Origin of the sequence: Croceifilum oryzae, from assembly GCF_030814315.1 — a bacterium.
Classification (GTDB): Bacteria; Bacillota; Bacilli; order Thermoactinomycetales; family Thermoactinomycetaceae; genus Baia; species Baia oryzae.
The window spans coordinates 79,660-103,524 of the sequence record NZ_JAUSUV010000006.1; the positions used below are offsets into that span (position 1 = coordinate 79,660).

The window sequence follows — 23,865 nt, forward strand, 5'->3', positions numbered from 1 at the left end:
TAGCCAAAGGACTGGCTGGCCCTTTGGCTAATACTAATTATTTTTTCCTACGCTTCATCCCACTTATTGTACCACCTTGCGACCATGAACAATAACTACAATGTGGATAAAGGTCATAGGCTTCTTGATCCTTGAGTTGGATAGGCGGTTGATGATCTGGAACAAAACGCTTGAATGCACCGGGATCTTTCCTACCACATGTATGACATCCGTATTCATACCCTATCCTATCAATTTCATCTTTCTGTTCTTTCGTCCACCTTCTACTCTTAGTTCCAGGAACAGATTCTTTTGCATAAGGACCCGGTACTAAGGTATTAGGTTTCTCACTAAAAGCCTGCAAGTCAAGCTTCAATTTGTTATGAACAAAGATGTGTGAATCAGATACGAAGTAGGTGTGATAACCCTCGACAGTCATATTGTAAACCGTCGCGTGTTTCTTCTCCACTAAGATTTTCGCTATCGGCAATTGTTTTCCTTCCGACGTAAGAAGTAAATCGCCAATACTTAAATCTTCTACCTTCAGCCAACCTTTGCCTTCTACCCAGAATGGATGTTCGGCTGTGGTCTCGATCTTTTCATCGCCAACATGAACTGTATAAATTTCATCAACATCTCTGCTCAAGATGCTAACTACTTTCTGGTAGGCAAGGTCCCCTGTTTTATCATCTTTGGACAAGACTTTATCGCCGACTTGAATGTCCTCGATGGGTCTATCTCCACGAGCAGTACGAACTAGAGTGCCAGCAGTAAAGCAGTTGATCCGCTTCCCAATCTGCTCTCCAGCCTCTTCAATCACTTTTCCACCTAGCCTTGCTTCTTTAGAGCTAATTGGTGATAAAAGACCGATTGCTCCGTAGAGTCTCGGGACATCATCGCCTGTGATGAAATCGTGTCCAGCAATGAGGACTACAGCATCATTGACACTACTTAAAATCGGGACTTCGGCTACTACCCACGAAGCGGTTTCTCGTACAGCAGACACCCAAGACGAAGGCTTACTACTGGTTGCCGATTTGGGCTTGGGCTTGGTGATCGACTTAATAGCACTCTTGGCTTTCTTCACAACTCGTTTGGTGTAGCTCACGACCTTCTTGATGGCGCTCTTCACCTTGTTGTAAACCTTCTTGATGGCTCGTTTAATTGGAGCGACAATCTTTTTGACGAATTTTTTCCCTGCATTATAAGTACTCTTCACTACCTCTTTGACCGCAGTATATGCCTTCTGAGCGTAAGTAGAGACAGTAGATACCACGGCAGAGGTCGCAGATGAAACACCCGCTTTGAAGTCATTCCAATCATTCCACCATGCGTGACCATCTGGATCGCTATTGGAAATCGGGTTTCCTCCCGTGTAACCGTATAGGTTGTAGTTTCCAGTATCCATCATGAGAGCGAGATGAGCACCTGCATCGTTATAAGAATCGCTGGTTAGAAATCTACCCTCTCCCGGGCGATAATCACGGAATCCGAGATCATAAGACTGTGTATTTGAATCCCAGCGCTTGCCTTCGTAACGGAATGGGTTGTACATGTCTTTGTCTGGCTTGGTAGAATCGTGTTTATCTACACCCGTAAACATGTCCTTATCGTCTTCACCGTAAGGGGAATATCCGTACGTGGAGCGGATATTACCCTGCTCGTCGGTAAGCATCTCAACACCGTTGTTCCCTGATTCGAAGTAAGAAAGCTCCTTCGTATCTTCTTTTAGCATAGTGAGGCGTTGACCCCATGCAGAGTAAGAATAGGACTGGGTAACCTTGCCCGCCACTTCTTCTGAGAGTACTTGATCGGTGTTACCTAAGTAGTTGAAGGTGGTCGCCTTTTCATTGGCCGTTCCTGCCTTTTCAACTTTTGATGTAGTACGATCAAGTGGGTCATAGGAGAAACGAGACTTAACAGTCGTAACGTTATCCTTGTCCAGCTTCGTATGCTCGATGGTGCGATCAAATTGATCGTAAGCAAAGGTTTCTTTGTCCCTGCCGTCCATAGTAATTTTATCAATTCGACCTAACGAATCGTAGATATACTTGGATGTGAGACCTGCTTCCGTTTCCTCGATGAGACGGTTTTTATCATATTTAAAGGTAGAAAGTACGCCGTCTCTCGTTTTTTGCACCAGATTGCTATTTGCATCAAGGGTGTATTCCTCGGTAGAGGATTGAGTTCCTGATTTATCATAGCGGACTAGACGATCTCGCGGGTCGTATGTGTACGCGTATGTGTTGTTGATTGTCTTGTTGTTTGCGTCCAGACCATTGTATACATCCTTGACGGGATTACCATGAAGATCGTACTCATAACTATGCTTCTGCAATGAAGTTCCGTTTGTTTTCTTGGATTCCCATTGCGCGACAGATCCGTCTGGATTGTACTGATAATCGGTTACAATTCCGTTTGGCTTTGTTTCTTGTTTGGTTTTTCCACTTACCGTATATTGATAACCGTACACTTGAGGTTTGTTATCTTGAGCGGATTTCTTTTGTGAAAACTGGGTGACTTGATCCAATCCGTTGTAACTGTATTCCGAGATACTATTCGAATACTCCTGTTTGAGCAGGTTCCCGTGGATATCGTAATCGTACTGGATACTTCGTTTCACGATCCCGTCCACGACTTCTTGTACTTCCTTCACCTGATTAAGAGGGGTATAGGAGGTACGGTATTCATCGACCTTTTTGTTACTGCTAGAGTCTTTCATCGAAACGATGTTATCGTTTGGATCGTACACATACTCGAATTGTTTTCGTTCGTTGTCAGAGGCACTTCCTTTAGATTGCAAGCCTTCATCCGTATTCTTCTTGAGTTTGCCATCCGGGAAGTAATCCCATGTCATCTTCCGTTCGACCTTGCCGTCGGAGCTGGTAACGACGCGCTCTACTTGACTCCCGATTTGATTGTACTCATAGGTGGTTTTTACGCCCCATGCATCCGTAACGGCTTGCAACAAGCCATTGTCGTAATAACTAAAGGTGGAAACGTTACGCTCCGTTTGTCCTTCGGAAGGCGGTGTACTTACTTCAATGACGTTGCCCACAGAATCATACTTGTACATGATTTTTTGCTCTTCCTTGAATCGTGGGTTAGAGCTATTTGGATCGCGTGGGAAGATGACTTCTTTCACGCGGCCGAGATCATCATAGACCTTCTTCTGAACAAAATCGTCTGTGTATGGCGTAGCGGTTCCACGCGGTGGATCGACTTGGATTACATTGCCCATCCGGTCGTACGAATAACGGGTCGTTCTGGTTATGCCCGCCTTTTGTGGGGATTGTTCCTCTGCTACAAGTCCGCGGATATTGTACACTACTTTATGAACATTGCCTTCTTTATCCTTGGTTTGAATCGTTTTGCCATCTGCATCGTAAACGGTCTCGATGGATTTTCCATCTGCGTCGGTAACCTTAATGGGGCGGTTGTTTAAATCGTACGTAGTGGTGACGACGTAATCGTTAGGATTGTCCGCAGTCTGGTTTCCTTTTGGCTGCGTGACTTTCGTCTGGTTCCCAATCTTGTCGTACTCGTACGTAATCTTATGCCCTTGACTGTTGGTAACGGCGACGAGTTGGTTTAGTTCATTGTACGTATGCGTTGTGGTGTAATCATTCGGATCATCGGTGAGATTGCCTTTCGGTTCTACTTCTTTAATGAGATTTCCTAATTCATCATAGAAATAGGTGGTTTTCCGCTCTGGATCACTCGGATGATCTTTCGGCTCGATTTCCGCTACTAAGCGGTCGTATTCATCATATTGGTAGACGAATTTCGCTCCAGTAGCGGAAAGTTTCTCGATTACATTGTCATTTGCATCATAGACCGGGGCAGGAGTAGTGATAAACTCACCCTTCGCCTGATCTTTCGACATCTTGGATTCAAGAGGACGGCCAAAAACATCGAAGGTGAAGGTGGCGATACTCCCTTTGGGATCGGTCACTTTGATAACATTCCCAAAGTCGTCATGTTGGGTAACAGTGGTATTCCCTAGAGCATCCGTTTCCTTCTTGGCTTCCCCGTTGGCATCATAGCCGAAGTCTGCCGCGCTTGGGTCACCGTAAGTGGTGACTTTGCCATTTGAATCGGTGACACTCTTCACAAGTCCGCTGTTTCCATAGTAAGCAGTCGTGGTTTTGTTTCCTTCGGTATCCTCCACCGATGCTACATTTCCCACCTCATCATAGGTGGTCTTGGTAAAGCGGCCTTCCGGTGTAGTCGTTTTAATCAACTCCGCTACGTGTTTGTTGAGCGAATACTGATAGTCGTAGCGAGTCGACTTCCGTTTAGATTCATCTGAGATCGCATTGTTCACCGGATCGGTCGTGGTTAAGACATTACCTAACTCGTCGTATGTCCATGTGGTAATACCACCATTCGGATCTTTTTTCCACGTCATGTTATGGTTTTGATCGTACTTAAACTCGGTTACGTTCCCTTTGGCATCCGTAACCTTAACCGGATCTCCTTTGTCATCCATGAGATACTTGGTTGAGTTTCCTTTGAGATCGGTTTCGATTCGCTCTTTATCGTTATACGTATAGAGCATGACCTCATCTTTTTTGTTGCTCATCTTACTAACCCGATGTTTGTTTTCTCCGTCTGTATAGTAATCGATCTTCGTAACATTTCCACGAGGGTCTTTGATCTGATTAATAACGTTGGTAGAGAGTAGGTCATAGGTAAACTCATATGTTTTTGCGATGTTGGTTCCCGTGCCATCTACAAACTTTATTAAGCGGTTAGATGCGTCATAAGTGAATTCAATTACTCGCTGTGGTGTCTCGGTTGCTGTTGGTTGTAGAGCCTTGATCTTCGATACTTTGTGATTATCGTTGTATTCAATCGTTAGAGTTTGACGATTCTGCGAGTCAGTTACATAACGTAGCAACTTGATTGGTTTGTTACTCACGCTCTTTTCTTCGTATGTGTACCGAAGATTGTTTCCATTCTGATCCGTTGCTTCGACTAAATATCCTTTGTCATCAAAGTAGTATTGAGTACGATCTGGTTCTGTGACAACCCACTTTCGACTACTTGATCCTCCGCTGAGATATTGGAGATATAGCTCGTCCCCCGGCTGAGATTTGAATTCTTTCGTTTTCTCATCCCATGTAAAAGTGTGGTTCGTTCCGTCACTATCCATTAGATCCATGGAACCCCGAGTGATTTTATCCTGTTTATCCGTATAGACCTGATCTCCTAAAGATGAGCCAAGCCTGACAAAACTAGAGGTATCCAGTGACCAACCGACTCCAATAGGCGAATCACTTGTATCAAGGCTGTTGTAAGTTAGGTTGACAGAAGTAGAGAAGTCCCCACGAGATGGATTTTCAAAGGAAGCATACGAGAAACTCGCATTCCCCCGATAGAGATTAATCCCCGTCCCGCTGGTTTTCCCATCCGTAGAAGCGTGGTTTTGATCCACTCCTAAATCCTTGCCACCATTCGGATCTTCGACCATGACGAACTGATTCAGAGTGGGAATGGGGTCTTGGCTTTTGGATAGCCACTTTCCATCGAGTTTCAAGTCCCATTGTAGGATAAGTCCTTCACGGAGCTTGTTCGGTTGGCTGATGGCCGGAGCTTTTACATTTCCACGGACGGTAATCGTTTGCCCGGGCGGGATGTTAACAGTTGCGACAGACTCGTTACCATCCGCATCAATGGGCTTGAACTGCGCTCCAACACAATTATCTTCGGTTGTCCGATCCGTTCCGTTAGGGAGCGCCCAATGGCAACCGAGTGAATCTGTGCTACCGCTCCATGCGGTATCGGTTGGATTGGAGAGTGTAACCTCCACTTGATAGGTTTCGCCTGACTTCATCGTAGTAGACGTTTTCGGCGCGTAGTACGAGTTAGCGGCTTTCTTATCAATATAAACGACTTTCATCTTCGGTCTTAGCTGTGGTGCTAGGGTTGCATCACTACTGACTGCAAGGATTTTTTCTTTGGCTGTGGTACTGCTCTCATCACTATGACGGATCATGAGGCCCCGGTTCGTCGTTCGGTCTCTTACCCATCGATCTGCCGCTGTGGTGACATCCCAGTTGAGCCACTTCGGATCGTTAGTAACATTGGTCACGTAATCGAGTACGGAGTGGTGAAAGGCTTCACTGTGACTTTTCCATGTGGTCTGGGGAACGGATTCGAAATCTTTCCAGAGATAATGTGCATTATAGGTGGCATTCTTGCTTCCTGTACTGTCACGTTGCCAGCTCCATAGACTAAAATCGGCTTTCACTACTTTCGCTGTACTTGGAATCGAAGAAAGATCAAATTTAAATAGACTTCGTGTATTGCCATAGGTAGAACTGTTATTCCCAATCGAATCCCACGGTTGCCCGTCTAAGGTGTCGTGTGGCACACCCGGTTTTTCCGAAGATATGGTCGTATCCATGGCATTTTGCAAAACTTGAATGGTCATACCCGACTTAGGTAACCGAACCAGCTGAGTCGTAGAAGGAACAATAGTACCGTCTACTGTTTTCACCGCAATTTGATAGAAATAGGCTCGTCCAAACGGATCGCTGCTATAGGCAGGGGTTGGAGTGGCTGTCGTATCGGTGAAGGTGAGCGTATTCTGGTTTGGTATGGGGGCTACAAGAGTTGTCTCATCAGGAATAAAGCTTTGCTCCGTACTTCGGTGGATTTGATACTCCACGAAATCGGAACGTATATACTTCGTCCACTTTAGTTCCGCACCGTTGGCATAAATCTTGGTTGGTTCCGCTAAGAGAACAGACGGCTTTCCGTAAACCACTTTTAGTTTAGGTCGAATCGAGTTTTCATCAAAATTTTGACTCGCCGTGTATCTTACTCCGCCTACTTTTTTCGATTCATCCTTGGCTTTGATGAGGACTCCATAGTTTTCTTGACTCCCGTCCACCCACGATTGAACGAGATCTCGCGCGGTATAATCATGCCAGCGGTTGTTCACATTAGCACCTTTATTCACTTCCGCTGTCTTGGTAAAACGAAGCGCGTCGGCGATGACGGCTCCGCCCACTTTCTTGCTGGAGTCATAGTTAGATAACGTAATACTGTGGCTATCTCCCGTAGCGAATTTGAATTGCCCTAATGCTTGATAACCTGTGCTGGATGTTCTTTGATTGATATAGACCTTGGAGGTTCCCCCATTGTGAGTAATGCTATATGGGGCAGAAGTAGCGCGATCGGATGCCTGAACATTAGATGCCGATACGTTGTACGTTCCACTTTCATTTAGGTAGGGTTTCCACGTAAAGGTGCTGGTCGCGCTCTTATCATTGGATTGTGCAGCGTGATAACTACCATTGACTCCCCCAGCTACGTTAGAAGACAGGTTCCATGTACCATTCTTGGTGATGCCTGTGCTGTCAGTATTATCAATCGTATAAGTACTCGCTTCCACAGCAGAGCGGTAGGTTCCACCCTGACTCGTCCACGGTACACCTTTCTTTGCATCCTTCCATGTGGCCTCGGCTGGATTCCAATCTTGAAGGATTCGGTGGAGGCTAAACGTTACATCTTGGTCGGTATCTTTACAACCGGTACAGAAATTTTGGTCGTAATATAACTGGACCTGTGCGAAGTCTACTTTGCTTCCCGAAGGAATGACAGAAGTATCAAACTTCACAAGAGAGCGTGAAATTTGCGACGAATCTGCTCCTACGGATAATCTCCAGTTATCATTATAATTCGTGGTGGGTGAAGAACTGTTAATCATGGTATCTTTACTACTTTGCGCCCCATTTCCGGGAGTCGGCTGAATCTCAATCGTCGGATCAATAATGAGAGGTGCTACCCTTTTTTCATCATGTAGCCATTCTTTATTAGCAGTTACGCGTAAAACGTTCTTACCATCTACTTGTACAATTTCCTGTTTCACATCATGGCTCCAAGCATAGCCATATGGAGAGTTTTCTTCTTTTTTACTATCATACATAAACGGTTTGGGGATCTTAAAAACTCCCACGTCGCCTTTATCTACGAATAAAACGGAACCGTCTGATTGTAACTTGGGTTCGAGATCTCCTGTTTCGAGGATGAAGTCAAATACGTTACTCTCTGGCTTCTCATTCAACACAATTCTTTCTTTTACTTTGCTATTTTCCGTCTGGTACTCAATCTTGCTTTTATTCAAGATATCCGGAAACGAGATAACGTTTCCCTTCACCGTAGGGGAAACTTGCGATTTATCTGGAGCTTTTAATCCCATCGATATAGCATGCTTCCCGCTGGTGATCTTGACTAATTCATTTGCTTTATCGCTAAAGTACGTTTTAAATTGATTCTTTTCGTTGCTATACACGTACCCCTTTTGGCTTGTCTTCGAGATACCGTTTTGGATATCTTGTAGTTTCCCATTCGAATCTCGATAGTGGACAGGATCTGAGCTTATTTCGGCTTCGATTCGACCGTCTGAAAGCTCATAGAACTTGGCATTGATCTTCCGTTGCTCCACTAGCTCCTTCATCCGTTTCGGGTCTGCAACCTTTTTCCCTTTGGGAGTCGTTTCTTTTGCTGGAAGGCTTTGTTGATTATCCGAAAGTTCCTTGCTTCCGTTACTCTTCTCGGATGCGAGAGTCCATTGATCTGTTAAGTTGTTCCATGCATCTTTTACATTCATATAAACAGATAGAAAACCCCACTCGGCGGCTTTATATGTAGTACTGGCAAAATCAGCCGCATGTGTAGAAGTTGGAAAGGCTGTTCCGAAGAATATGAAAAATGATAAAACCAATAACAACATTCTACGGAGAAACATTCGTTTCTTCTTTCTCACCTTGATAACCCTCCATTTTTCGATAAATATAGATTTTTTATAATACAATAGAAATATATTTCATTTGTTCATAATTCGTCAATAAAAAAGGTGAAGGGAAACGAGTTCCCTTATGAATTGGAATCGTCGATGGTGGGTAAAGACTCAAGGAAGCAAAGGGGGCATCGGAGGGAGGATACATTCGGATAAATTCTTCTTCCACATGAACAGCGGTCATCTGGTTTCTTTCGTTTAAAGACGGCATTGGGTAACTTAAATTCAATTCCGCAATCCTGAACAACTTTGATATCGTGCATATCTCGGTTTGGCTGAACCGTTACATACACAGTACACAAGGGTATGAGTCCCCTTGAAAACTGGTTCATTTTCTTTTACCTACCTTAATGATAAAATGGGGTAAATACATAGGAGGAGCCTATATTCATCTACCTCCCACGTATTTGATTAATGTCTGGTGTATTGCGGTTTTACTCAGGCCATGTGCAGTGGCCTTTTTTGTTGTCTCCAAAGATGTCGTAACTCTTGCCCGAAATGATCTGTGTACGCTCGTCCATCTGGACACATATTACATCTAACAAGGGAATTTTGATCGTATTTCCATCAAGTGTAACCATTTCGAGGATTTGAACTCTATTTTGTAGACTATATTGACCTCACATTTCGTACAGGATGTGACTTTTCCGTCCTTAATTTGGTAACCGTTCTCTTGTTGTTGTAATTCTACATGAGGACGCTGTTCTAGATCATAAAGAAATGATTGAACCTGTTGACTCAAACCCTCCACTTTCAACTTCAGCATATGTTCACCTCCATTCCATCGGCATGTTAACAGCATAATCCTTGCATTATTATCTTGCAAATCAGAATATATATACCGGTATTAACAGCATGTTTAGGTTAATTTATTTCTGATTTATCGCTTTTAATATCACTTTTGGATATATATATCAATTAATGGTATGAAAATCAGAAAATCCCCATCTTTATTTATTAGTTAAGTTGATATATTCTAAAAAATATTTTATATTATGATTAGGAGGGATTACGATGACGGTTCTAGATGATAGGAAACTAGTGGGGGACTTACTTCGTAAACGAATAAGGGAGTTAGGGATCAGGCAGAAGGACTTAATAGATGACAAACTGACAACAGCTACCATTAGCAACATCATCACAGGGAAAAAAAACGTAAGTAAGAATACAATCTCTTACCTATGCAAAAAGCTAAATTGGGAATGGGAGAAAATCCCCCAATATGTTGAAGATCAAGAACAAAAGGAAGTAGATCAATCTAAGCGGATTCGACTACAGCTTAAATCTATTGAAGCAGATATTGGCTCAAAATACTCTTTAGAACAACTCAAGAAAATCCCCTCCACTGATGAGCCTTATATTCTTGCAACTATGTCATATCTCCAAGGAAATTTTTATTTCAAAAAGGAGAACTGGGAAAAAGCTAAGGAACATTATTTTCAATCTATTCGAATCTATGATTCCCACCCAGATATATCTAACTCGAATCTAAAAGCGGCATGTTTTAATGGATTGTCTAGGGTTTATTTCAAGTTAAATCAATTTGAGGAAGCATTAAGGTATACACGTAAGGGGCAATGTTATTTTGTGGAATGTGAGGAACGGAAGTATATTCAATTCTACTTACAAATTAGCGAGGCAATCTATTTAGATAATATGGGTTTGCCTTTAGAAGCATTGAAAGTACTTGAAATAATGTGGGCGTATCAAAACGATATTGCAACCTCGTCACTCTTGAATATGTACAGTTTACAGTCAATCTTATATAACAAACTCAAAATGTACGAAGATTCGATTAAAACGATCGATGTAGCAATTGAGATCGCAAGGCAAAGCAAAAGCTATGATCATATGTACGAAATGTGGACAACTTTGGGGGTATCTTACAAAAATCTGGGGGATCTCGACTTCGCAACAATTTGCTTTAATACTGCTTCCAGCCTACAAGATAAGGTGCGTTCTAAACTCCTTTTATTACAATCCTACCATTACACCGAAAAAGGAAAATTATTGCTAGACGAAGGAGATGTAATAAAAGCAAGCCTGATTCTGATAGATGCTGTCAAACTAAGTAAGAAGGCTCACGATGGACCACGGCAGTCGGAAGCACAAACCGCCTTAGGAGAATGTTATTTACAATTAGATCGCTTCTCAGAAGCCGTCGAGCAATTCGAAGAAGCCCGTAAAGTCGCTCAAAAACTTTCTTTTCTTGAACAAGAGTGCAATATTATTTTAAAACTAGCACAATGTTATGAGAATAGGGATATTATAAAGTATAATCAATATTACTCCCTATTCTATCAACTTAGTATAAAACTACTGAACGGAGGTGATCGGAACATGTTACAGAAAAAAGCTCAACCAGATCCTCCGGGAGACTGAATCACTATTTCGAATACTATGTTTTAAAAAAAGCCCTTGAATTATCTAACCTTAATAGGTAGACATTCAAGGGGTAATTTTTTTTATCCAAACAATGCGCGCCATGTCTTTGGGCCTACGATCCCGTCTTGTACGAGTCCGGCTTTCTTCTGAAATGAACATACTTCTTGTCTTGTCATAGGCCCGTAAATTCCGTCTACCTTTATATAATGCTCATGCTGATGACAAGTAGCACATAGAAGCGAAGCTCAATGTTACTTCGGGATCATGCATATTCTCTTCCGTAAGATAGACTTTATGGTGGACGATCTTCCCAGGTTCACTGCATCGCTCGCAAAGCCCCTGCTTGAAAATAAAAAAAGCATCGCGACATTTACGCCATGCCGTCGTTTTATAGAATTGTTTATTCATTGCCCATACCTCTCTCTATTAGACAAGATATTCTATCGTACTTAAAAAACAAAAAGCCCCCTTATCAGGAGCTTTTCCCAAAACTTTAAGTATACCATTGTATTCACATCATATCGATTCTTGTTATATGACAGAAAACAACATATGATTAGAACAATTGCATACTGGGAGGTGGAGCAATAATCAAATTTAGTCTGAAATTGAAATTGAAAAAGCTAAGTTTAAATCTTCGTATCTCTGTTTAACTGATTAAAGGCGGGGCGCATCCCGTCTTTTTTTATTTCCAGTTCCTCTAAGGATTCAAGTTAACTAGGAAGGTTAACAAATATATAATTATTAATTGTGTCTACACATACTACTATTATAGTACTATAGGTTGAAATACGCCATATAAGTATACAGTTCCGAGCTCTAATGTGTCTAAAATATGAACAACTTAACCAACATACGATATGTTTAATTGCACTTGTATATCCCATCTATTTTTCCTTACTACCATTGTATCGCCTTGTGGGATTAGTTTCCTGTCCAAAACTGCCAAGACTGCCACTATCTCAAATCAAGATAGATTCCTAGTCTCAATGGCATTTATAATCTATACCAAAAGCTCTCAGATTTTACACCATACTCAGCATCAATGGTATATTTGTGAACCTGTATGTTTTCTCTTATATCAATAGCATGCTGGAAGCACCCTGAGATACCTGTTATAGCCACTAGAGAACAAGCTTCCAAATTATTTTCTTGGCCCCTTAGTTCATCAAATACATCGTTGTAACAGTTCATCTTGATACTTAATCTCCTTCTTAATTTATTTATTTTCTCAACTCTCTTTCGGTCATCAAAAACTCTAATACTAGGAAGGTGAGTGTCTAAAGTAATCTTGAAATCCTCCATCATTTTAATTACGGTCTTCGCGCGCCAATCATCCCTTTTACTATCCCACTTAACATTTGTCCATACAAACCGCCTTAATTCATAATACTCCTCTAAAATAGCAGTCTCATCTAGAAAAGCATCAATAACACTACTTTGCTCGAAATACCTAGTTTTAAAAGTATTCCATTCCTGTCGTTTTAAAGTAAAGTAAGCTACCAAACTCCCTATTACAGTACAAAAATACGTGATAAATATTCTTAACAATTCCTCTAATGAATCTAATATAAGAGTTGCCGCAGAGAGGACCATCAGTGTTACACATGTAATAACAATTCCGACAAGTAAATAGGGTCTATTAATATCCCTAATACGAAATTTTACTCCGTCATATACATTTACTATTCTGTCATATACACTCACTCTTTTTTGCATATTCATTTCTCCTTCTAAGGAATTAGATAGAAGTGCATCTACAGAACTAAATGAAAGTTAATTTCTTTTATCTTACTTTTTGCTCTCTCCTAATTAATATCTGGGTGTTTCTCCATAAATTCATCATAGAAGCACACCAGCAGTTAAAATCCCAGTAAACCAAGTTCCAATAGCACCCCACCATTCAGGGTTTGTATACCAACTCATTATGTTCCTCCCTTTGCAAAGCTCTTAGGTTTACATTACCCATCATTTATTTGAATAAACAATCTTTTTAAGCATTTAACTCTGAAAGAAGAGGTTATAAACAAAAAAGAGCAACAACAATGAGCTGTTCCTCTCACTTAATCCAAACTATACGATAACTTATATCGAATACTCTTAACCCTCTCATAGTAATCGTATTCCAGTCTACATTTATGATCTAGTACGTTTTCAGAGATATCAAAAATAAAATGAAAACATTGCGTAATCGGTGATAGATGTTGTGATGTAAGACTTTCAAGGTCAATTTCTTGTTTTTTTAATTCTTTAAATAAGTCTCCGTTACTCTCTATCCAGAAATATAATCTTCTTCTTAATTTGTTTATCCTTTCAATTGTATCCCTATCATTGAACTCTCTAACTTTAGGAAGACAATCGTCTAAAATCACGACAAAATGTTCAACAGCTTCAATCGAATTCTTTGTATTCAACCGCCTCCTGCTGTTTATCTTGAGCGTTGTTATGTCGGGAATATAGTCTAATAATGGGCTAAATCTCTTAAGTCGCTCGGCTTCATCACGAAAAATATCCGTAGTAGCTAGTTGTTGGAAATACCTATCTTTATATTTGTTCCAATGATGGTGTATAAAGGTAAAAATAGCCAATGAAAGGGTAACTACAAACGTCCCATATGTTATCTGTCCCAAATATACTGTTATAGGAAAGAGGATCAAAACCGTTACTAAAATAACTAAACCTATCCGTGTATCTGGCTCTCTATCCATTACGTAGGATTTTATTTTTTCATAGATCCGTGTCAGCCTACCTCTTTTTTGCCCATCCTGCATAGCTCTATTCCTCCCTCCAAAATAAGTAATTCTATAAGAAACACTGTTCACCTGCACATTACGTGTTATTCTTTATCTATGAATACAGCTCTTCTAAAAAATAAAAAAGCTCCCTTATCCGGAGCTTTTCTAGAACCTCTAATTATATCATTTTTCCAAAAATATAAAGAGTATTGAATTATCTCATAAAAAAACATACGATAAAATCAATTGCATCAGGGGGTGACTACATGGACAAGAAAAATTTTTGGTTCTATTTGGAACTAGGAGTTAGAAAACTAAGCTTCACATTGCGAATTTCATTCTGAACTAAAGGCGGGGGGCCACCCGTCTTTTTTTATTTCCATAGTTCCTCTAAGGTACAATGTTAACGAAGTACATAAAAATAATCATATCATTTTTTATGTACTGTCTAAGCAAATTATAAATTGACCCTACTCATAATGCAATAAATAATATAGTACGATATGCTTAATTATTTCAGTACCAGCCCTTGAGCACCAAGGAGTTATAAGTACAACATGTTATATAAATTGACCCTAATTATATTACACGATATCATTATTTTCTTGTCAGTCCATGTGCGCTAAGTACAATCTATTTTATATTTAGGTAGAACGCTAACTTCTCAACAGCTTCCCTCTTAATCCGATAATAACTGCGCTCCGTCATTCCAATTCGCTCACATACTAGCATGACAGGTTGTCTCTCTTCATAGAAGTAGGTCTCACGCAATACTGCATTCTCCAGAAAGGAAAGTTTTTTCATCGCTTCGTTAATCTGATATAGTTTCGAACGATAATAATGGTCAGCCCTCTTGATTCCATATTTCTCGGTCGAGGAAACATACTCACTATATCCCCGAATTCCATCCCCCGTAGTGAGAAGTCGTCGAAGGCAATTCGTTTTGATTTGCTTCTTCAACCGCCCGGAGTAACCACGGATAAGACCGTAACATGGCTTCGACTTCTCTTCGATAATCCAGCTTCTTTGGTACGTCCATTACGATCACCTCTGGTTGTAGTATCGTTCTAAGAATGTATCTAACGTCATGACGACAAGAAACGGTTTTCGGTTAGCTTTCAGCTCCAAGAGATCCACGCCGTCTGACTGATCCAGCCACCCATACAGTTGTTTAAATCCGTCGGCTCTAGCTTTTTATCTCCCATTTATCACCATGCTTGTCTTCTACATCCCCGGATAGCTCATACCCCCAATTTTTCAGCGCTCCAGACATGATAACTCTCTGGCCTTGTATCAACTCCGCGAAGTTCTTCTCGGTGCGATACCCTTTACTTTTGGATTTTCTACCGCTCATAAATGACCCACTCCATTCCTTGATAGGTCAATATCTCTCTAGTAAGCTCGCCATATAGTTGGTTGGCTTGCTCCCTCTGTTCAGGTGAAAGGTCTGTGCGCTCGAGGTATTCAGCTCCTTTCACAAGCCTAGCAAGTGCCTGTTGGTACTGTAGTTCGGTCATTGATTGACTCCTCCCACACTCTTTCTATTCTCGGTGCTTTCCATGATCTTCTTTGTACATTCGTCCGATACCACGCTATATACTGGTGGGCGTCTTCTGCGGCATCGTATATGTCTCTAGTAACTCTCCTAATCCTTTCTTTGACAGGAATACTATTCCCATCCTGATAGGTAGCCGTCCAGACGATCCAACCCTCACCTTCTCGAAAAATGAATATATGGTGATTACGGGATAATTGGATTTGGAAAGCATCAATGTAATGGGCAAGCATGTACCACTTATTACTGATGAATTATTCCAACAAGCCCAGATGATCCGAACAGAAAAACGCATTACACCTGTTAACAACCGTTTTCCAATGGCAAACCCCTTTACTGGATGAATTGCGGTCATGGATCGCTAATCAAAAACAGAGTTTAAATCATCAACATCGAAAACAGGAAAAGAAAGATACTTCCGTCACCCTACACTTAATTGAGCAAGTCAAAAAAGGAATTCAGGCCCTAGACGATCAGCTATCAAGGCAATACGATTTGTTAGAACGCGGAGTCTATGATGAAGAACTTTTCCTGAACAGATCTAAAACGATTAAAGAAAAGCAACAGGAGTTATCCACACAGCGAGTCGAGCTAGAAGCGAAGAGGGCTAGGGAAGAAGAGCAAGACAAAATCGAGCAAACCCTCATTCCTTATATTGAGAGTGTACTCGACTTGTATGAATCCGCTGACTCAGCAGAAAAGAAAAACGAGTTATTGAAGGGTATTTTAGAGAAAGTTGAGTATGAGAGAATAGGCGATAACCCTGTTACACTCCGCATCTATCCCCGTTTGATTCCTTCATGACCATTGAGGTATCCTGTATGTGATCCTACCTAGCGTAGCTATCCGCAGCATGGGGCGTTTTTGGTGCAATCTGTTTGAGCGTTCTTTGCGAGTTTTGCACCTGCCCCAGCGGAGGATGGCGGAGCGAACTTCTCCACTTCTCCGCTAGATCGGTATTTGAATCGTAATCGAATAGACCCTACTGCCCTCGATCATCCAATAACTGGATAACCAACAAGCACCAACCCACCATCCATCTACTAGAACCATAACTATACTACCCTACATAACAGAACTACCATGACTAAAAGCCAACATCCTCAATCTAAAGACATCTCACGAATGCGAACTTACCGTCACCTGCAAACCCTCAATATTGCTATTTTGCTTCACTAAATCCATCACCTTCACCACTTGAGTCGGTGTAAGCTTCGCTGTTTTTACGATCACATCTACATGATCCTCATTCGTCACAACAACTGCATCTGTAAACTTTAACTCTTTACAGATTAGATCTTCTAGCACACTCTCTTGCTTCTCTGTCTTGTTTAATTGCTCCACCTTTTTACTAGCAGACTCTAGTTGATTTTTAGTAGCTTTGGGGTCCATCATCATTTTGTAGTTTTCCTCTAGCAATTGCTGGCGGAGATACTCACGGTTTAACTGGTATCCGACAAAGTATTCAGATTCTTTTTGTTTCGTGGCATCCTTGGAATCTGCTTTGGCTGTAGCCGAGGCTGGTTTGGTTGCCGCTTTAATATCTACCGCAACCTCATTTTTATTTAAAAGTTCTTCCGCCTTTTTCGCCATTTGACCTACAGGCTCTACCGGACCCGAAACAATATAATAAGCAGATAAAACTACCATAAGCGATAACATCGTCACCAACCAAATCGTCTGTTTGTTCATGTTCATACCAAATTCCTCCTTTTATCCTTTGGACAATACTTCAATTCGATGAATCGGTAGGTCTAACACTCGTTGAATGGCTTGCAATACAGTCGCTTTTACTTGAAGATCTTCTACTCCCCTTGCTACGACTAAAACACCCCGAACTCTTGGTTTCAGTCTTTTTACGACGAGCGGCTTTTCCCCACTCCCATCACGGTACATCGCTGTTTTGCTATTTGTGTTATTTTGTTGCGTGGATCTGGTTCCGCCTTTAGGGTCTGTTTCGGTTGTGGTTTGTACGTTTTGTTGGGTCTCGTTTTGAATCACTTCTTCTTCTGTTGAATCAAGATTTACGACAACATCCACATCACTGACTCCTACCACTTTGCTGAGAATAGAAGCCAGTTCTTGTTCATACTCGGCCTCATACTTCTGCATGATCGTAGCTTCAGATGCCTTTGCCCCAGCAGGTTGAGCAGAATCTTTAGATGAGAGCAGACCTTTTTCATTTTTCGAAGGCATCGCATCTTCCTCTGGTTGAAAAAATGAGGAGACGAGCATAGCTCCGATTCCAAAGAAAACCAGTAGGAGAAAGAGAAAAAATCGTTTCCGCTTCTGGTTGTTTCCTCCACCCATTTTATCACCCATCTTTTCAAATAACTTATCAAACATTCATTTCCCCTCCTCCTACTCTAATTGGACCTCCACTTGCTCAGCGGTAAGATTCCACGTTTGCTGGATAAAGTTTTGAATTTTTTGCCCCGTCTCGTTAGAAGTAGGTTCCTTATGAGTAGGCTCATTTGATGGAAGAATGGATACTTCTTGAACCGGATTGATCTGTTGCTTCGCAGAGGAACCTGTCGTTTTCTCTTTCACAACGAGATGAATCTTCTCAATATGAGGATTTTCTGTTGTGAATTGAGCCACTACATCAGCCGACACCACCTCCATGGCAAATCGATCCGGTATGTTTTTCTTCATCCACATTTCCATAGACTGCTCCGTTTTCTGCTGGATCATTTGATCTTGTTTTTTCTTTAACTGACTTGTTTGCTCGTTTATATCAGCAAGCGACTTCATCTCAGTTGCCGCAACTACCGCCTTGCTCCCATCAAAGAAAGCGAGTTCGGTCAGGTCCAAATTTTCACTTAGTAATTTGAATATGGGAGATAAGATCGCCATCAAGATGAGGAGGCCCATTACCAATTTGACGTATTTCTCCATCGCATTACTAGGCAACAACATGTCTAAAAACGTAGCTATTAGAACCAACAAGATAATTTGTTTGAGCCAATCACCCATCCACTCGATGCTTCTCACCTCACCTCATCATCAGTGATATATTCCCGGACGTAATGACAATCGTGATCGCCAGGAAAAACATAAGCCCTACAGCAGCAAGTGCAGCAAAGACAAAAATCAAGGTTTTACCGATTGCAGACAAGCTTTCAATCACCGGGCTATTTCCCAATGGCTGCATAATCGCCGCCGAAAAGTTATAGATAAAAGCCAGTGTAAGAATTTTCAGCGCAGGGAATGCACAGATCATGAGCAAAATCACAACTCCAGCTAAGCCAATCGTGTTTTTCATCAATAAAGATGCTCCCGCAACCGTATCTGCCGCCTCTGAAATCGTTCGTCCTACAACAGGTACAAAGTTACCCGTTATATACTTGGCTGTACGAATCGTTACTCCATCTGCTACAGATGTGGTAGCTCCTTGGATCGAGATGACACCTAGGAAAATCGTCAATAACCCTCCTAGTACTGTAATCGCAACTTTTCGGAGTAAGCCTGCCAAGTGATTTACTTTGTACTTACTTGAAATCGTGCTAACAACCGCTAAAATCGTCGAGAAAAAGAGGAGCGGAAACACAAATGTATAAATAATCGTGCCAATCACATGGATCATAAAGATGATTAAGGGATGAAACAGAGTAACCGATGTCAAATTCCCCATCGATCCGAGCAGTGTTAAGAGCAACGGGACGAGCGCAAACATAAAATGAATCATTTTCTCAATAGCACTCTTAGCGGCTTCGATCGCGACCGAGAAGCTATCTACAGCTAGGACGATGATTACTAAGAAAACAATGGCATACGCAACTTTGCTCACTTGATTATTTTCAAAAGCATTTTGCATCGTTTGGAGCAACATACTAAAAACGGTCAAAACCACGATTGCACCAAGTAATTTGCCGTTGTACATCACTTCATGGAAGAAAAACTTAGCAAATGCCGTAAAAAATGCTTTAAAGCTAATCTCATTCTCTTGAAATAAGAGATCAAAAAACCCTGGTACCTTCCCTTCAAAATACCTTCCATATTCAGTTTGAAGTTGGTTCCAAAATGATTCCACCTCTTGCGTCTGGAGTTGATCCAATTGGGAGCGAACCACTTCTTTGGTTAAATTAGCAGGAGAAGGAGCAGGTTCCTCTCCATTCGCTAATGCAGAACTTGGATTCAAACTGACGATAAGAAGAAAGAGAGTGAGAATCATCCATCCAACTCTCTGCATAAGCGATCCTCCTTTATGCGGGTAAAATCGAAACAATTGTCTCAATAATGACGGTAATAATCGGAATCGCCATCACCATAATTAACACCTTTCCAGCTAGCTCAATCTTAGAAGCAATAGAACCTTGTCCAGCATCTCTCGTAACTTGAGCCCCAAACTCAGCAATATACGCAATCCCAATAATCTTCAAAATCGTTTCCAGGAATAGGTTGTTCACATGAGCTTGAGTGGCTAAATTCTCTAAAATGCGGATTACATCAGCAATCTTCCCAGCTAGAGAGAGAAAGATCGTAATTCCCACAAACGTAGCTAACAAGAAAGCAAAGATTGGTTTTTGTTCTTTGACGACTAAGATGAGGATCGTAGTGATTAAACCTAACCCCACCACTTGCAATATTTCCAAGTGGATCGCCTCCGTTCTACATTCGGAACAAGAACACGTTCTTAATCGTGGTAAATAAGTCTTGTATCAGCATCGCAACCATAAATAAGACCACACCGAAACCGAAAAGCGTTACCCAATGAGCAAAGTCTTCCTTTCCCATCTGCTTTAAAATGGTGTGAATCATAGCGACAATGATTCCAATCCCAGCAATCTGGAACACAGCATCAATGTTGTATGGCATTATGCACCTCCTAATACATCAAGATGATCAGTAGTGCCCCGGCAAGGATTCCTAGCGTTTTGAACATTTTTTCGTACTGTGTCTGCTCTTCCTGTGCCCTGTGCTCCTCGATCTCCAAATTGCTCTTCGTTACTGCTAGATTTTGTAATTGATCCTGCCGATCGGAGATCCCAAGCGTCTTACAAAAATCTAAGATCACTTGCTTCTCTGGTTGCTTCATACAAGTAGCTCCCCAGTTACTCTCGATCGCCTGAGCAAAACACTCATACGTAGAAGCACCGTCTAATTGGAGTAAATTTTGATGAGCCTGATGAAAAATTGCTTGTACAAACCCATCCATTCTTGCTGCAATCGATTGACAGGCATCAACCAGAGTTCGGGTCCCGTAACCAATTTCCGTTTCTAGTAATTGAAGAGCGGATCGAACCCGCCGAATCTGTTTGGGTCTCTCAGCAAACGTCCGAGCATGCTGAAATCCAGCCCACGTTGTTCCGATCAAGATGATGCATGCACCGAGTAATTTAAGCATAAGAAGCCCACTCAGGATTTTTAGATGGATAGGTCATTCGTTTACCCGATCCATTATAAATAGCCTCAATGGTTCCAGGACCTCGTCTGCGCGATAGTAGGATGACCCGATCAAAAATTCCTTGCTTCAAAAGGTCTCCCAACTCTGCCCGGCGTGATACTTCTTCCCATGTATGACCGTGTGCAGTCGAGATGACCTTTACTCCAGCGTGAATCGCTTCATGCATGGCATACAGATCTTCCAGCCTCCCAATCTCATCTACAATCATGACATCTGGAGACATCGAACGAATCATCATCATCATCCCTTCAGCTTTGGGACAACCGTCTAAAATATCCGTTCTCGGACCTACATCATGTTGGGGAACACCTCCTACACAACCAGCGATTTCAGAACGCTCATCTACAATTCCGACTTTCTTAGATGGATATTTCTTCTCATCACCTAAACTAATCAGGCGTGCCAAATCGCGAAGCAAAGTCGTTTTTCCGCATTGAGGAGGCGATACGATCAGAACATTATGCAAATTTTGGTTGGATCCAAACAAAATAGGTAGCAATTCTTCACCTACCCCTTTTACTTCTCGTGCAATGCGAATATTAAATCCTGTTACATCTCGCAAATGCTTCACTCTGCCCTGTTCCATCACCACTTTTCCTGCTAGTCCCACTCGGTGTCCACCTTCAATGGTGATATATCCCCTTCTAAGTTCCTCCTCTATCGCATACAAACTGTGATTACTGAGGAGATTTAGTAACTTGGCGCATTCTTCCCGACTGGGTAAAACAGAATCTTTCGGTGTTGTATTCAGCTGGCGATTGTAACTAACAAACCACGATTGTTCAGATGTAATCACTTCTAAAGGGCGATTTTGTCTAATGCGTATTTCTTCTAAACTTCCTAGAATCGTACGCGGAAGTGATTGAATGATTTCGCGGATAGACAGTGGAAGAATCTGATAAATCGGTTTCAGCATCCAAAAACACCTCCTGTCCAATATTCTCTTTATTCCTCAATGTATGGCTTGTATCGGTTGTTTATGACAAGCTCTCTTGTGGACAAAAAAAGAACCAGCTCGTGAAAGCTAGTTCAAATGAAAAATCCAATGCTCAATATCCTCTTTTTTTACTTGAAAACAGCGAATCAACAGCAAGGAATCTACTTCCATTCAAGGCAAGGTAAATCGCAATTGCCAATAGGGCAAGGTCAAATTCATATCCAGCCGATTGTCCATTCCCCATAAAGCCTGCTGATAATTTCACAGAGAAAATTGCACCTATCATAACGAAACCATTTAAAATCGCAATTACTCTCGTGCCCAATCCAATAATGAGAAGGATTCCACCCACTAGCTCAATCGTTGCCACAATATATGCTAAAAATCCTGGTAATCCAATACTCGCGAACCAACCAGAAACTCCATCAATCCCACCTGAAAACTTAGACCAACCGTGTATGAAAAACGTAAGCCCTAATATAACACGGAGAACAAAAGCTCCTAACTCACCTTGTCTATTTTCAGTCATCTACTATGCACTCCTTTGTTTTTTATAACCAAGTAAACACATAAACAATATAGTGGTTACGATTTGTAAGCCATTATATTTAAAGTAAGTAACTTATGTCAAATGCCGATATTTTCCATGTACTGGATATAAAAAAAGTAGGGCTTAATGCCCCACTTTTTCTCTCAATTCTTGCTCAAACGCAAATTTTTCGATCAAGCTATCCATAAACTTCTGGTCATCCTCCATTGTTCTATACGTCTCTGCTAACCGTTCCAACACGATCAATCGGATCTGGGCACTCCCTTTTTTGGCAATTTCTTTCGCTTGTAAGTACTGATTTAATCCATTTTCCAGCTGGTTCAATTCTACCTGTAAATCTCCGAGATACACGTATGCTTTTGCTAAACTGGTAAAGTCATTCCACCTCTTACTGAGGAAGACAACTTGTTCAATTTTTTCCCTTGCTGCTTCATACTGGTGCTCTTTTAGATAGAACATGCCGTATTCCAGATAAGTCTGTACCACAAGAGAACGCTCTTTGATCCGGTCTTCTAATGCGAGAGCTGTTCGATAAGCGACATCAGCAAACTCGATTAATCCCTGTTCATGATACACATTTGCCAACATTAACCAACATTCGCAAACCAATGAATGCTCTCCATTTTCCCCGCACCAACGGATCGCTTCTTCTAATAATTGAATCGCTTCTTTATTAAGCCCTAGCGCCCGAGATAATCTCACCTTACCCATATATAACTGGATAATTAGATAGGAGGAACGAATCAATGGAACGTCACTCCAAAAGGAAGAGTAGAAATAATATGCTTCGTTCATTCTTTCTAGCTGAATTAAGCATAGAACACGAAGCCCTGCCAATGTTAGCTCGGCATCCTTATTTTTCTTGCGCTTCTCCCCTTCTTCAACCCACTCCATTCCACGATCCGCTACTTCAAGGGATTGCTCATAACTCCCCAATAGATACAAAGAGTGACAAATCTCACGATAACACTCTAGCTCAAGTGGATGATGGACATGAGCCACCTTCGTAATGCGCAAAACCGTCTGATACTCCGTGATTGCTTTTTCATAGTCTTCTTGAGAGAAATAATATTTCCCTTTCGAAAAATGATAAAAATGAGCAAGAGCATGTGTCTCGGATAGACGGTTCTTTTTAAGCCACTCCCAAGCCCGCTTGCTATTTCCAGATGAAATCCATGTTTCAACCGCCTTTAACTCTAATAAATACAAGTCATCTTTCTGCTTTTGCTTGGTCTCCAAAGCATTCAGTTGATGGAAATCGATTCCCAACTTCTCTAACAGATACCTGACCTTTTCCTCTTTTACATGTGAGTATCCACGCTCAATGTTACTAATCGTGGAAACGGAAATCTGATCATCTGCTAAATCCTCTAAGCGAAGACCTCGCTCTTTTCGATAAGAGCGAATCGTTTCTCCTAGTTCCATAGTAGATAATTGCATTCCACTCTTCCTTCCTTTCTGTAATTGCAAAATTAAATATGTATTTTTTTGAAAAAACACCTTGT

Annotated in this window: 19 protein-coding genes and 1 pseudogene; 2 read left to right on the forward strand and 18 right to left on the reverse strand. The window is 41.5% G+C overall.

The genetic code is table 11. The features are described from left to right. Window positions 1-37: 37 nt before the first annotated feature. Window positions 38-8,758 carry a DNRLRE domain-containing protein gene (locus tag J2Z48_RS07710; RefSeq protein ID WP_307252432.1) on the reverse strand — a complete coding sequence of 2,907 codons (8,721 nt, stop codon included), beginning with the start codon at window positions 8,756-8,758 and terminating at the stop codon, window positions 38-40. A 1,047-nt stretch (window positions 8,759-9,805) separates the two neighbouring features. Here J2Z48_RS07710 and J2Z48_RS07715 point away from each other — a divergent pair. Then, window positions 9,806-11,173, forward strand: a complete 1,368-nt coding sequence (locus tag J2Z48_RS07715) for a tetratricopeptide repeat protein (protein WP_307252434.1) — start codon at window positions 9,806-9,808, stop codon at window positions 11,171-11,173. A gap of 83 nt (window positions 11,174-11,256) precedes the next feature. On the opposite strand, the gene J2Z48_RS07720 is transcribed toward J2Z48_RS07715, so the two are convergent. From J2Z48_RS07720 to J2Z48_RS07750, 7 genes and pseudogenes are all read right to left on the reverse strand, one after another. Then, the gene (locus J2Z48_RS07720; RefSeq protein WP_307252683.1) at window positions 11,257-11,352 is read right to left on the reverse strand and encodes a peptidoglycan-binding domain-containing protein; all 96 of its coding nucleotides are present in this window, start codon (window positions 11,350-11,352) and stop codon (window positions 11,257-11,259) included. Next, window positions 11,338-11,584: pseudogene (locus tag J2Z48_RS07725) on the reverse strand (HNH endonuclease family protein); the annotation flags it as partial. The gene J2Z48_RS07720 and the pseudogene J2Z48_RS07725, both read right to left, overlap by 15 nt. A 588-nt stretch (window positions 11,585-12,172) precedes the next feature. Next, on the reverse strand, window positions 12,173-12,895 hold the full coding sequence (locus J2Z48_RS07730; protein WP_307252436.1) for a hypothetical protein: 723 nt from the start codon (window positions 12,893-12,895) through the stop codon (window positions 12,173-12,175). Between the two features lie 344 nt (window positions 12,896-13,239). Beyond that, window positions 13,240-13,947 carry a hypothetical protein gene (locus J2Z48_RS07735; protein WP_307252438.1) on the reverse strand — a complete coding sequence of 236 codons (708 nt, stop codon included), beginning with the start codon at window positions 13,945-13,947 and terminating at the stop codon, window positions 13,240-13,242. Between the two features lie 597 nt (window positions 13,948-14,544). Then, window positions 14,545-14,871, reverse strand: coding sequence for an ArpU family phage packaging/lysis transcriptional regulator (locus J2Z48_RS07740; RefSeq protein ID WP_307252440.1), 327 nt, complete (start codon window positions 14,869-14,871; stop codon window positions 14,545-14,547). 226 nt (window positions 14,872-15,097) lie between these two features. Then, window positions 15,098-15,265, reverse strand: coding sequence for a hypothetical protein (locus J2Z48_RS07745; RefSeq protein ID WP_307252442.1), 168 nt, complete (start codon window positions 15,263-15,265; stop codon window positions 15,098-15,100). Further along, entirely contained in the window at window positions 15,255-15,428 is a 174-nt protein-coding gene (locus J2Z48_RS07750) for a hypothetical protein (RefSeq protein ID WP_307252444.1), read from the reverse strand. Before J2Z48_RS07750 ends, J2Z48_RS07745 begins: the two co-directional genes overlap by 11 nt. Window positions 15,429-15,811: 383 nt before the next feature. Between J2Z48_RS07750 and J2Z48_RS07755 the strand changes: the two genes are divergently transcribed. Beyond that, window positions 15,812-16,270 carry a hypothetical protein gene (locus J2Z48_RS07755; protein ID WP_307252445.1) on the forward strand — a complete coding sequence of 153 codons (459 nt, stop codon included), beginning with the start codon at window positions 15,812-15,814 and terminating at the stop codon, window positions 16,268-16,270. A 315-nt stretch (window positions 16,271-16,585) separates the two neighbouring features. Here the strand turns inward: J2Z48_RS07755 and J2Z48_RS07760 are convergent, their stop codons facing one another. The 10 genes from J2Z48_RS07760 to J2Z48_RS07805 form a co-directional block, all read right to left on the reverse strand. Beyond that, a complete protein-coding gene (locus J2Z48_RS07760) occupies window positions 16,586-17,164 on the reverse strand; it encodes a SpoIIIAH-like family protein (RefSeq protein ID WP_307252446.1) in 579 nt (192 codons plus the stop codon). Between the two features lie 15 nt (window positions 17,165-17,179). Next, window positions 17,180-17,812, reverse strand: a complete 633-nt coding sequence (gene spoIIIAG / locus J2Z48_RS07765) for a stage III sporulation protein AG (protein WP_307252447.1) — start codon at window positions 17,810-17,812, stop codon at window positions 17,180-17,182. Between the two features lie 15 nt (window positions 17,813-17,827). Further along, a complete protein-coding gene (gene spoIIIAF, locus J2Z48_RS07770; RefSeq protein ID WP_307252448.1) occupies window positions 17,828-18,460 on the reverse strand; it encodes a stage III sporulation protein AF in 633 nt (210 codons plus the stop codon). A 1-nt stretch (window position 18,461) separates the two neighbouring features. Then, the gene (gene spoIIIAE / locus J2Z48_RS07775) at window positions 18,462-19,658 is read right to left on the reverse strand and encodes a stage III sporulation protein AE (protein ID WP_307252449.1); all 1,197 of its coding nucleotides are present in this window, start codon (window positions 19,656-19,658) and stop codon (window positions 18,462-18,464) included. A gap of 13 nt (window positions 19,659-19,671) precedes the next feature. Then, window positions 19,672-20,061, reverse strand: coding sequence for a stage III sporulation protein AD (gene spoIIIAD, locus J2Z48_RS07780; protein ID WP_307252450.1), 390 nt, complete (start codon window positions 20,059-20,061; stop codon window positions 19,672-19,674). Window positions 20,062-20,077: 16 nt separating this feature from the next. Next, window positions 20,078-20,284, reverse strand: a complete 207-nt coding sequence (gene spoIIIAC, locus J2Z48_RS07785; RefSeq protein WP_093290363.1) for a stage III sporulation protein AC — start codon at window positions 20,282-20,284, stop codon at window positions 20,078-20,080. Window positions 20,285-20,294: 10 nt separating this feature from the next. Then, window positions 20,295-20,813 (reverse strand): stage III sporulation protein SpoIIIAB, encoded by a 519-nt coding sequence (spoIIIAB, locus tag J2Z48_RS07790; RefSeq protein ID WP_307252453.1) that lies wholly within the window; start codon window positions 20,811-20,813, stop codon window positions 20,295-20,297. Beyond that, the gene (gene spoIIIAA / locus J2Z48_RS07795; protein WP_370872913.1) at window positions 20,806-21,786 is read right to left on the reverse strand and encodes a stage III sporulation protein AA; all 981 of its coding nucleotides are present in this window, start codon (window positions 21,784-21,786) and stop codon (window positions 20,806-20,808) included. Before spoIIIAA ends, spoIIIAB begins: the two co-directional genes overlap by 8 nt. 136 nt (window positions 21,787-21,922) lie before the next feature. Then, complete coding sequence (locus J2Z48_RS07800) at window positions 21,923-22,339, reverse strand: DoxX family protein (RefSeq protein ID WP_307252455.1); 417 nt, start codon at window positions 22,337-22,339, stop codon at window positions 21,923-21,925. A gap of 144 nt (window positions 22,340-22,483) precedes the next feature. Continuing rightward, window positions 22,484-23,800, reverse strand: a complete 1,317-nt coding sequence (locus tag J2Z48_RS07805; RefSeq protein WP_307252456.1) for a helix-turn-helix domain-containing protein — start codon at window positions 23,798-23,800, stop codon at window positions 22,484-22,486. Window positions 23,801-23,865: the final 65 nt, after the last annotated feature.